The organism is Romboutsia sp. 1001285H_161024_C4 (genome assembly GCF_015550185.1).
Taxonomy (GTDB): Bacteria; Bacillota; Clostridia; order Peptostreptococcales; family Peptostreptococcaceae; genus Romboutsia_C; species Romboutsia_C hominis.
This window is the reverse complement of the sequence record NZ_JADNAJ010000005.1, coordinates 1-12,355: the sequence shown is the minus strand read 5'-3', so window position 1 is coordinate 12,355 and position 12,355 is coordinate 1. Positions and strand designations below refer to the sequence as shown.

Here is a 12,355-nt window from a genome sequence, read left to right as displayed (position 1 = left end):
GGATAGAAAATGAAAAATAGAGCATATAAAAAATCAATAACAAGAGAAATATTATCTTCAAAAGCAAGATTTATTTCTATATTAGCCATAATCTTTTTAGGAGTTGCCTTTTACTCTGGAATTAAATCAAGTGGACCAGACTTAAAAGAATCCATAAATGAATTTTTTAGCCAACAAAACTTAATGGATAGCAAGATAGTATCTAGTATAGGTCTTAATGAAAATGATTTAAAGTTACTTGAAAATAATGATAAAATTCTAGATTACTATGCAACACATAGTATAGATGTAAACTTAACTAATACAAATAATGTTGTTAAGTTTATGGAGTATAATCCAAATGATGCTAACAACATAAATAAACTTATTGTTACAGAAGGTAGATTACCTAAAAATAGTGGTGAGATATCTTTAGATGAAAATGCTTTAAAGGAAAATAAAAATCTAAAAATTGGTGATAAGCATACAATAGAATCGGATGAAGACTCAAATAATTATTTTAATAAGAAAACTTTTACGATTGTTGGATTTGTACAAAGTCCTATGTATATAGATAACATGTCTAGAGGAACAACTAATGTTGGAAAAGGAAGTGTAGATTACTTTGCAATATTAAATAGCTCTGATATATCAATGGATATGTATACTGAAATATATGTACGATTTAAAAATGTAGAAAAACTTGGTGCATATAGTGATGAGTACAAAGAAAAGATGGAAGAAAATAATAAATATCTTGAAGATTTATACTCAAATAGAGTTATAGAAAGAATTGAAGAAATAAAATTAAAGGCACGAAAAGAATTTGATAAAGCTTATAAAGAGATAGAAGATGGTGAAAGAAAGCTTGAAGATGCTCAAAGGGAAATAGAAAATGGGAAAATAAAGTTTCTTGATGGTAAAAAGCAATATGAACAATTTGTGAAAAAGTACCAGCAAGAAATTAAATATGGTGAAAGAAAATTAATTGAAGGTCAAAAACAATTAGATAATGGTCAAAGGGAACTTGATAAGCAAAAAGAGCAATTTTTAGAGGGTGAAAAACAGCTTAATACAGCTAAAATTGAACTTGATAAGGCAAAACAAGAATTTTTAAACCAAGGAATTGATCCTACACAAAGTACAATAAAGTATAAAGATCAAATAGATGGTTTAAATATGTTAATTACAACATATAATACACTTTCAAATGATATGAAAGAAAGTGCAAATAACCTTAATGAAGGTGAAAAAATTTCAAATGAAAAAATTCAGTATTGGAAGAGTATTATATTTAATCCTAGCTTGGGATTAAATGAATTAAGCAATTTAATAAATAGTTTAGAAAAAAATCCAACAAACACTTCTTTAGCACTTAATATCTCAAAGGAAATAGAAAATATTAGTAAAAGTTTAAGTGAAAATAAAGCTAATCTAGAAACCTTAGTAGCTAGAATAACTCAGTATCAACAAGGGGTAAGTGCCTATGAAGGAAAAGTTATTGAATTTAATGAAGGAAAGGTGCAACTTGAAAAAGCTCAAAAGCAATTAGATAATGGAAAAGAAGAGCTTAAAAAGGGGAAAGAAGATCTTGTAAAAGGTAAAAAACAAGGTCAGATAGAACTTGATAAGGCTAAAAAAGAGCTTGACAATTCAGAAAGAAAACTTTTTGATGGAGAAAAAGAAATCAAGGAAAATAGAGAAAAACTAATAGATGGACGAAAAGAGATAGATAAAGAAAAAGAAAAATTAAATGATTTAGATGATAGTAAATATTATTTCTTTGATAGAAATGATAATCCTGGTTACTCAACTTACAAAGGTTCAATTGACAGTTTAGATAAAATAGCTTCAGTATTTCCTGTATTTTTCTTCTTAGTTGCAGCACTTATATGCTTAACTACAATGACGAGAATGGTAGAAGAAAACAGAGTAGAAATAGGAACACTAAAAGCCTTAGGATATAAAGATTTAGAAATATCTAGAAAATTTGTAGTTTATGCAGCATTAGCTAGTACTTTTGGATGTGTAATTGGTATAGTAGTTGGAAGTAGTATTCTTCCATACATAATTAATGAAGCATATTCATCTACATTTACTTTACCAAAGGTTAAAATAAACTATTATCCATCGTATATAATTCAGTCTTTAGTAGCTTCAATACTTTGTACAGTAGGAGCATCATTAATTGTACTAAAAGAAGAATTAAGAGAAAATCCTTCTAATTTAATGAGAACAAAGGCACCTAAACTTGGTAAAAAGATATTGTTAGAAAGAATTACGCCTTTATGGAGTAGACTTAACTTCAATCAAAAGGTTACATTTAGAAATCTTTTTAGATATAAGCAAAGAATGTTAATGACAATACTTGGTATATCAGGATGTATGGCTATGCTTGTTGCAGGAATATCTCTTGAAAAATCTAATTCTTCATTTATGGACATTCAATTTGGTAAATTATTAAAGTATGATGCTATAGTAGTATTTAAGGATAAAAGTACTAAAAAAGAAGATTCACAATATGATAAAAGTTTAAATAACTTAAAAGGATATGAAAGTAGTTTAAATATTTATCAAGAGTCAGTCACTTTTAGTAAACCAGGTACAAGTAAGCAAGCTGCTACTATGTATGTACCACAAAATATAGATGAGTTAAATAAATATATATTATTAAATGATAGAGTAAGTAAAGCTAAGTATAAATTATCAGATGATGGAGTAATTATAAATGAAAAATTGGCGAAACTTTTAGGAGTATCTGTTGGTGATTATATGAATGTAACTGATTCGGATAATAATACTCATAAAGTTAGGGTTGATAATATAGTAGAAAATTATGCTGGTCATTATATATATTTATCACCATCATATTATAAAAAAATATTTAAAAGTGAACCAAGATATAATGCACAATTACTAAAGTTTAATTCAGATATAGAGGATGAAAGCAAAATAGCTACTACTCTTATGAAAAATGACAAGGTAGTAAATGTTACTCTTGCTTCAAAGATAAGAAGCTTGAGTGAATCTGCTGATTTAGGATTAGTTATGATAGTAATAATAGTTGCTTCAGGAAGTTTAGCATTTGTTGTACTATACAACTTAATAAATATAAACGTATCTGAACGTATAAGAGAGATCTCTACAATAAAGGTACTAGGTTTTTATGATAATGAAGTTGCAATGTATATATTTAGAGAAAATATAATACTAACAATATTAGGAATACTTGCAGGCTCATTTTTGGGTAAAATTTTATATGTATTTTTAGTAAGTACAGCAGAGATGGATAATATGATGATGATACCAACTGTAGATATTAGTAGTTATGTAATCTCTGGTTTAATTACCATGTTTTTTGCCATATTAGTTATGGTGATGATGTATATAAAATTAAAAAATGTAAATATGATTGATGCACTAAAATCTGTAGAGTAAAATTTATATTAAAGGGAGTCGGAAATTTCGACTCCCTTTAATATTTAAGAATATGTTAAGTTACTCATAATATATTTTTATATTTATGGCTTTAATTATATACTATAACAGTCTTAAAGTTATTAACATATTATAACATTACGTTTGGTTTTATAATATATAGTCAAAAAGAGGTGGAATTAATATGATTGAAGGATTAACAGGACTTGTTATAACTAAAGCAGATAAAATTTATAATATTGTTCGTAGAAATGCAAATTTATATTTTAACTACTACCCAAAGGTAATTGTATATCCTAATAACATAACAGATGTAGTTAATGCAGTAAATTGGGCAAGAAAAAAAGGTATAAATATTCGCTGTAGAAGTGGTGGTCATAACTATGAATCTTTTTCTGTGGCAGATGATGCTGTTGTTATAGATGTTTCTAATTTACTTGATTTTGAAATAGATACTAATAAAGGTTATATAAGAATAGGATCAGGGTACACCCAAGAACAACTTTATTCTAAGCTTGAAGAATATGGATTTGCATTTGTTGGAGGAAGTTGTTCATCTATTGGTGTTTCGGGAGTTACACTAGGAGGAGGAGTTGGATATTTACAAAGAGAATATGGGCTAGCATGTGATAATTTAGTAGAAGCACAAATAGTAGATGCTTTTGGTAGGATAATAACTGCCAATTCACATGAAAATAAAGATTTATTTGCTGCATTAAGGGGGGCAGGAAGCAATAATTTTGGAGTGGTAGTGTCGCTTACCCTTAAAGTACACCCAAATGATAAAGTAACAGTAATGAATGCTATGTGGCCTAAAAATAGTAGATATGAAGTAATTCAAGCATTTCAAAAAGTAGGAGAAGATTTAGATAATAGGTATACAATTAAGGTTACTATGACTAAAGACACTATTTTACTATATGGAGTAGGAGTACGAAGTACAGAAAAAGAAATGGAAAAAGCTTTAAGCCTTTTATTAAAAGTTCCAAATAAAATAAATTATACAACAAAATATATTACTTTTAATGAATCTGTACAGAAACGCCCAGGTTTTGTGCCTACACCAACAGGATTTAAAATTACAGGATTATTAGCATATAAGTCATTGGGAAAAGAACCTTGCCAAATAATGTTTAACTATTTAGACAATTCACCGCCCATACAGCCACCTATAAACATTGGATTTCTTCTATTGGGAGGAAAGATTGCAGAAAATAAAGATTTACCTAGCGCATATCCTCATAGAGGTGCTAAGATATTAGTACAAATTGATGCTCAGTGGACTCTTAATTATAGTATGCATGCTAATGATACAATTAGATGGGTAAACAATTTAAGAAAATCTTTACTTCCATATGCAGGATTTGGATATCTCAACTATTGTGACATTAATATCTCTAATTACTTATATAGTTACTTTGGAAATAATGTGCCTTGGTTAAAAATTGTAAAAGAAAAATATGATCCATATAACTTATTTTATTACCCTCAAGGAATATGATATTTTATAAAAATACTTGAAATCACTATGTTTTAATATAGTGATTTCTTTTTTTACTCCTATACAATCATTAAGTTGCATTTACCCCCTACTTTTTAAAAGTATTTGCCATAGCAATTATAATCACTGTATGCATATTTGTAAAAAAGTGGTAGGGTTTATATTCAATAACAAAATACAAGTATGTAAATAATATGTAAATAATATGTAAATAATACTAAATAATATATACATATAGAAAGGAGATTAATACAAAAATATGAGTGAAACAATTAGAGAAAGATTAGAAGGTCGTGTAAGTTATCATGATTCAGTTGAGGAAATGTTAAAGAGAATACAAACTGACGGCCTTTCAAGTGTGTTTTCAAGATGGGAGCCGCAAGAAAAAATTAGATGTAAGTTTTGTCTTCAAGGTTTAAGTTGTCAATTATGTACACATGGTCCTTGTAGAATTAATGAAAAAACAGGAGTTGATAAAGGCGTTTGTGGTATCGGGGCAGATGCCATGGCTATGAGAAACTTCCTTATGAGAAATATAATGGGTGCAGCTACATATGGTCATCATGCATTTGAAGCTTTTAGAACACTTAGAGCTACTGGGGAAGGTAAATCTCCATTTAAAATAAAAGATGAAGCTAAGTTAAAATGGATGTGTGAAAAAGTAGGAATAGATGCTAATCAAGATATTAATAAACTTGCTATTGAGTTAGCTGATTTTCTTGACAAAGAAATGAAAGTAGGTCCTGATCAACCTAGTATAATGACAGAAGCTTTTGCTCCACAAAAAAGAAAACCAGTATGGAAAGAACTTCATATTTATCCTTCTGGTGTTCAACATGAAGTTGAAAACTCAATTGCAAGCTGTTTAACAAATGTGGATGGAGATTATGTATCACTTGCTACAAAAGGTCTTAGATTAGGATTATCTACTATATATACAGCACAAATAGGACTTGAAATGGTACAAGATATATTATTTGGAACACCTATGCCTCATGAAGTTAATGTTGACTTAGGTATAATGGATCCTGACTATGTAAATATAGTATTTAATGGACATCAACCTTGGGTAGGAGCACTTACAATAGAAAAACTTAGAAAAGGTGAATATAAAGATGAAGCTATAGCTGCTGGTGCTAAAGGTATTAGAGTAGTTGGCTCTATTGAAACCGGACAAGAGTTGCTACAAAGATATGAAGTAGACGATGTATTTGTTGGCCTTATGGGCAACTGGTTGGCTATAGAACCACTACTTGCAACAGGTACTGTAGATGCTATTGCTATGGACGAAAACTGTTCACCACCAGCTATAGATCAATATGCTGAAAAATATCAAGTAGCATTAGTTAGCATAAGTACAATAATAGGTGTGCCTGGTACAGAACATAAAATACCATATTATCCAGAAAAGGCTAATGAGATGTCAGATAATTTAATTAAAATAGCAATAGAAAACTTTAAGAAAAGACATGGTAAAATTGAACCTATGGTACCTAAACATGTTACAAAAGCTATCGCAGGATTTTCAACAGAAGCTGTTTTAGGTGCCCTTGGGAACAAACTTGATCCATTGGTTGATGTAATTACAGAAGGTAAAATAAAAGGTGTTGTTGCGCTTGCAAACTGTTCTACATTGAGAAATGGTCCTCAAGACTGGAATACAGTTAATATAACAAAAGAATTAATAAAAAGAGATATATTAGTAGTTGCTGGAGGTTGTGGTAATCATGCTCTTGAAGTAGCAGGATTATGCAATTTAGATTCTGTAGAAAAATATGCAGGGGAAGGATTAAAGGAAATATGTAATATGCTTAAGATACCTCCTGTACTAAGTTTTGGTACTTGCACTGATACAGGTAGAATATCAATGCTTGTTACTGCTTTAGCAGATCACCTTGATGTTGATATTCCAGACCTTCCAATAGCAGTTACTGCTCCAGAGTGGATGGAACAAAAGGCTACTATAGATGGTATATTTGCAGTAGCATATGGAGCATATACACATTTATCTCCTACTCCATTTGTTACTGGTGCTCCTAATCTAGTAAAACTTCTTACAGAAGATGTTGAGAACCTAACAGGTGGTAAAGTAGCTTTAGGAGATGATCCAGTTGAAGCTGCAAAGGCTATAGAAGCTCATATAATAAGCAAAAGACAAAAACTTGGACTTAAATAATATTTTGTAAAAATGGTGTTTTTAATAAATAAGCTATATTTTAATACAGTGTTAAAAATATAGCTTATTTATTTTTATTGAATTAGTACATTTATTTATAGGATATTTTATCATAAGTAAGCATAATTATTAATATAATTTATATTGAATTAAATTTTATTTATAAATTAATAAATAGAGGTGGTGCTATATGTATCCAGTTTATAAAAGTATTGGGAAAAAGGAAAAATGCGAAAAAGTAAAAGTATTATTTCCACCACAGCATCAAGAGTGTCAGCCTGGATTAGAATATCTTATGGAACCAAGACCTATATCAGATAATCCATATTACAGAGGAAGTTGTAAATTACAAGGGAAAGTAGCAATTATTACTGGTGGAGATAGTGGAATCGGAAGAGCAGTAGCTTATGCATTTGCTAAAGAAGGAGCAGATATTGCTATTTCATATCTTTGTGAACATAAGGATGCAAATGAAACTAAAGCTTATATAGAAGGATTAGGTAGAAAATGTATATTAATACCTGGGGATTTAAGAGATGAAGAAATGTCTAATGTTGTTGTTGAAAAGACTCTAGAGTGCTTTGGGAAAATTGATATATTAGTCAATAATCATGGAGTACAGTTTATTCAAAATAGTATACTAGACATTACAGCTAAACAACTAGATGATACATTTAAAACTAATGTATATGCTTTTTTCTATATGACAAAAGCTGCACTTCCATATTTAAAAAAAGGTGCATCTATAATTAATACAACTTCTATTACAGCTTATAAAGGAGAGCCACTCCTTATAGATTATAGTGCAACTAAAGGGGCAGTACTAACATTTACTAGATCTCTTTCTCAGTCATTAATAAGTAAAGGCATAAGAGTAAATGGAGTAGCACCAGGACCTATTTGGACTCCTTTAATACCATCTTCTTTTTCAGCTGAACAAGTAGAAACTTTTGGCAGTGATACTAGTAAAGTTCCTATGAATAGAGCAGGCCAACCATTTGAAGTCGCTACTAGTTTTGTATTTTTAGCTAGTGATGATTCTAGTTATATGTCTGGTCAGATTTTACATCCTAATGGTGGAGCTATAGTTGGATCTTAACTTATAAATAATATATAAAAAACACTCATATTTAATAAATATGAGTGTTTTTTATATATTATGAATTTAATTGCTGTACTTCATTATAAAGAGATCCGACTTTATCTATTTCTGTCTGTGGTGCAGAGCATAAAGGATAGAATCCTTTTTTAATTAACCACCCAGATACTTCATAAGCATGATTACAAGCCATTGTAAAGGCATCTTTTAAGAACTCTCTTAATACTGGATTAGTTGCTTCCATTGAACTCCAAGCATATTCTCTACCAGCTCTTTTTAAAGTTAAAAGATACCCTGTAGCTATTTCTCTATCATTTAATTGCTGGATATCTGTTCTAGGTGTAACTGGTATTGGTTGTACAGGAGATGTAGTAAAGTCCTGCAAGTTTATTTTTAACTGAGGTACATTTAATTTTTCATTAGGTGCACTAGCTTCTTTAACAAATCTTACCTTAAGGTTATAATCCTGTATATGAACTGGAAATTGAGCTTCAACCATAGCTTTTAGTTCTGGATCTGTAATTTGGTTTTTATATAGTGCCATATTTGTTATACTATTTACACAACTTAAAATTAGTTCGTGTAGATTATGTAATTCTGCTGGTGTTAATTGCATAATATATTTCCTCCTAAGTAAATAAAATTTTCTACATTATTAATATTCCAAATTAAATAAAATTTTTACATGGTAAATACTTCTTAAGTAAAACTTTTTACAAATAAGTACAAGTAAGAATATAGTAGTATCAGAAATATTGAGAAAATCTGAATAAAACTCATAGAAATGTTTAAATTGACTTTTTATAAAAAATATAATAAACTAAAAAAGTAATTAAATATTAAACTAAAAGAAACGACACATGTAGTGCATTGCATGTAAATCTGATTACGGTACAAAATTCTCATATGTGTCTTTTTTATTACAAAAAATAAAATACTGAAATAACTGACACATATGAAGCTTTCTACGTAATTTAGATTACGATATAAATGCTTATATGTGTCTTTTTATTGTTTAAGTATTAAAAAATATTTTATTAAAAGGAAGGAGCATATTATATGCCAACGACAAAATTACAAAAAATATTTTTCGCTTTTTTTACTGTAATGATAACAGTACCTTTATTTGTGTTTTACAACCTTGCAATTGAAATAGGAGGTATGTCTAATCAAGTATTTATAAAATCACTTAAGATAATTCCAGTTGAATTTGTATTTGCAATCATATTAGAAATACTTATAGCAGGTCCACTTTCAGAAAAAATAGCTTTTAGTATTGTAAATCCAAGAGAAGAAAAGCCATATATAATTACTACAGTAATGATATGTTCAACAATAGTATTAATGTGTCCGATGATGTCATTTGTAGCAGCATTTTTATTTCATGGTATAACTGTAGAATTTATTACACAATGGATGCAAAACATAGTAATTAATTTCCCATTTGCATTCTTTGCGCAACTATTCTTCATACAACCACTTGTAAGATTTATTTTTAGATGTGCTTTTAAGAATCAGTTAAATAAAGAAACGAACTATAATATAAGTGAAACAATTCAAAATTATTAAATATAACTAATTTATATTTTATTGGGGGAAAAAATCCGATTCGGGGGTTGGTAAAAACAAAAGAGTTAGATTAAAATATTTATTTATCATATTTTTATCTAACTCTTTTTTAGTTTTATTAATAAAGATTAAATTACTTATTTAGTTTTATATATTATAGTAATTTAATAAAAGAATATATTGTTTATTTTTATGTTATTACTCACAATTATACTATACATTGTTAAAATACATGATGAAGTATTTTAATGTGAATATAGGGAGATATTTTGAGCAAGCAATTCTCCAACTTGTTTTGCTATTTCATCTGTACTAAAATTTAATTCATCTAATATAAATGATTCTATAATTCCTAGTACAGCCATACTTAAAAATCTTACAAGTATTTCTGTATCTTTTTTATGAGTTATCTTATTTATTTTTTTACTTAGTTGGTTCATCATGAAATCTAGAAGCTGCTTTCTAAATGAAACAGTGCTTTTACTCGAAAACAAAGCCGAAAAGAAATCTTTATTTTGCTCAAAATAATTAAACCAAATAACCGTTCCTTCTATAAATCCTTTTTCTTTTTTTTGTGCACAAATTTCTTCTAATTCCTTTAATTGCTGATTGACGATTGTATCTAGTAAGTCATATTTATCTAAATAATGTAAATAAAATGTCTTTCTACTTATATCAGCTTGTTCAGTAATTTTTTTAACCGTGATTTCATCAAATCCATCTTTAATCAACATTGTTAAAAATGTAGACTGAATTAGTTTTTGTGATTTTATAATCCTTCTATCTATTTTACTATTCATATAAAAGACTCCTTTTATTTAGTATACACAATTTAAAAAATGTGTATTAATACACAAAAATATAAATCTGGTAATTGAAGTGATTCTATTTATAATATAGTATAAATATACACGAGAGTATTAAAACTCACAAGTGTATATTTTATAAATTAATAAAAGGTGGTAATAAATATGAAAATAAATAAGAAAAATGTAAAATTTAATGCACGTGGTTTACAAGTAGCAGGTATTTTAAATATACTTGAAAATGCTGAAGAAAAGAAACAAAATCCTGCAATTGTTTGTGTTCATCCAGGAAGTAGCTGTAAAGAACAAACTGCAGGTATCTACGCCCAAAAACTTGCTGAACTAGGATATGTAACTATTGTATTTGATGCATCATATCAAGGAGAAAGTGAAGGAGAACCTAGATATATCGAAGAACCAGCTGCAAGAGTTGAAGATATCCGCTCAGCAATAGATTATCTAACGACACTTGATTTTGTAGATGAAAATCGTATTGGTGTATTAGGAGTTTGTGCAGGAGGCGGTTATGCAGTAAATGCTGCTATGACAGAGAAAAGAATCAAAGCTGTTGGGACAGTAGTGGGTGCTAATATTGGCCGTGTATATCGTGAAAGTAGTGATCCTATAAAAACATTAGAAGCAATTTCTAAGCAACGTACTGCTGAAGCTCGTGGGACTGAAACAATGATTACAAATTGGATTCCTAAAAATCAAGAGAAAAGAGAACAAGCAGGTATTAATGATATAGATATTATAGAAGCTGTTGATTATTACACAACTTCAAGAGGTCAAAGTCCTAACTCTCCAAATAAGTTAAACTTTACTAGTGTAGCATCAGTGATAGCTTTTGATGCTTTTAATTTAGCAGAAAGTTTACTAACTCAACCTTTACAAATAATTGTTGGTGATGTACAAGGAGCATTTGGCTCATATAGAGATGGTCATGAACTTTATAATAAAGCAGCTTCAAAGAAAAAGGACTTATTCATTATTGAAGGTGTAAGTCACTATGATTTATACGACAAAGAAGAGCCAGTTAGAAAAGCTGTTGAAAAATTAGAAGCTTTTTATAAAGAAAATATCTAATCGAACATAGTATAAGAAGAATTATTAAAATAAGTAATAAATAGAAATTAAGTAAATGTCTTAAGGTAATTAATGAAAAGTTCTTAGTATACTAATCAATATAGCATTAGAGTTATTTAATAACAATTTTAATATTTTCACACCTTTACCATATTCATTTTTGGAAGTAGTTTTTTGTTTTAGATAATTAGAATAAATAGAGATGAACCGTATCACAAGTAAGTGATACGGTTTTATTTTTAATATATAAAATTATAAAAATTATTGTCTCTAAGCATTTGGGCATGTTTACAATTAATTAAAAACTTCTTTAATTCAGTTAAGCATAAGAATAAAATAGCTCTATTCTCAAATTTCATTCTATATTAATAAATGATTAATAAATGAAAAACTAAAGGTATTTTTCAAATAAAAGTATATAAAATATACATCTGTAATTTACAGGTGCTTTTCATTTGTAATTTATTGTAAAAATTTAGGAAAAAGTATTGAATTAGGAAAAATAATATGCTAGTATACAAGTATATAAGGAAGGTGGAGGTACAATAAATGAAATTACCATTTAATATTGATTTAAATAATAAAGTAGCTGTAGTAACAGGTGGAACAGGAATACTTTGTGGGGCTATGGTTGAAGCTTTAGCTAAATGTGGAGCTAAAGTAGCTATACTTGCACTTGGAAAAGAAGCTTGTGAAGCTAA

The 12,355-nt window shown here is 28.6% G+C and carries 8 protein-coding genes; 6 read left to right on the top strand and 2 right to left on the bottom strand.

The annotated features are described in order from the left end of the window. Positions 1-9: 9 nt before the first annotated feature. From I1959_RS09615 to I1959_RS09600, 4 genes are all read left to right on the top strand, one after another. Positions 10-3,417: an FtsX-like permease family protein gene (locus I1959_RS09615; RefSeq protein ID WP_195238123.1), complete on the top strand. Its 3,408-nt coding sequence runs from the start codon at positions 10-12 to the stop codon at positions 3,415-3,417. A 184-nt stretch (positions 3,418-3,601) separates the two neighbouring features. After that, the gene (locus I1959_RS09610; RefSeq protein WP_166505527.1) at positions 3,602-4,918 is read left to right on the top strand and encodes an FAD-dependent oxidoreductase; all 1,317 of its coding nucleotides are present in this window, start codon (positions 3,602-3,604) and stop codon (positions 4,916-4,918) included. Positions 4,919-5,177: 259 nt separating this feature from the next. After that, positions 5,178-7,094 (top strand): anaerobic carbon-monoxide dehydrogenase catalytic subunit, encoded by a 1,917-nt coding sequence (cooS, locus tag I1959_RS09605; RefSeq protein ID WP_195238121.1) that lies wholly within the window; start codon positions 5,178-5,180, stop codon positions 7,092-7,094. A 190-nt stretch (positions 7,095-7,284) separates the two neighbouring features. Next, positions 7,285-8,193 (top strand): SDR family oxidoreductase, encoded by a 909-nt coding sequence (locus I1959_RS09600; protein WP_092925547.1) that lies wholly within the window; start codon positions 7,285-7,287, stop codon positions 8,191-8,193. Positions 8,194-8,251: 58 nt separating this feature from the next. Here I1959_RS09600 and I1959_RS09595 read toward each other — a convergent pair whose 3' ends face one another. Beyond that, complete coding sequence (locus I1959_RS09595) at positions 8,252-8,809, bottom strand: spore coat protein (RefSeq protein WP_092925549.1); 558 nt, start codon at positions 8,807-8,809, stop codon at positions 8,252-8,254. Positions 8,810-9,252: 443 nt separating this feature from the next. Here I1959_RS09595 and I1959_RS09590 point away from each other — a divergent pair, with 443 nt between their 5' ends. Then, positions 9,253-9,762 carry a DUF2798 domain-containing protein gene (locus tag I1959_RS09590; protein ID WP_195238120.1) on the top strand — a complete coding sequence of 170 codons (510 nt, stop codon included), beginning with the start codon at positions 9,253-9,255 and terminating at the stop codon, positions 9,760-9,762. Between the two features lie 245 nt (positions 9,763-10,007). Here the strand turns inward: I1959_RS09590 and I1959_RS09585 are convergent, their stop codons facing one another. Further along, positions 10,008-10,562 carry a TetR/AcrR family transcriptional regulator C-terminal domain-containing protein gene (locus I1959_RS09585; RefSeq protein WP_092925553.1) on the bottom strand — a complete coding sequence of 185 codons (555 nt, stop codon included), beginning with the start codon at positions 10,560-10,562 and terminating at the stop codon, positions 10,008-10,010. Positions 10,563-10,733: 171 nt separating this feature from the next. On the opposite strand from I1959_RS09585, the gene I1959_RS09580 reads away from it, so the two are divergent. Then, the gene (locus tag I1959_RS09580; protein ID WP_195238119.1) at positions 10,734-11,654 is read left to right on the top strand and encodes an alpha/beta hydrolase; all 921 of its coding nucleotides are present in this window, start codon (positions 10,734-10,736) and stop codon (positions 11,652-11,654) included. Positions 11,655-12,355 lie beyond the last annotated feature (701 nt).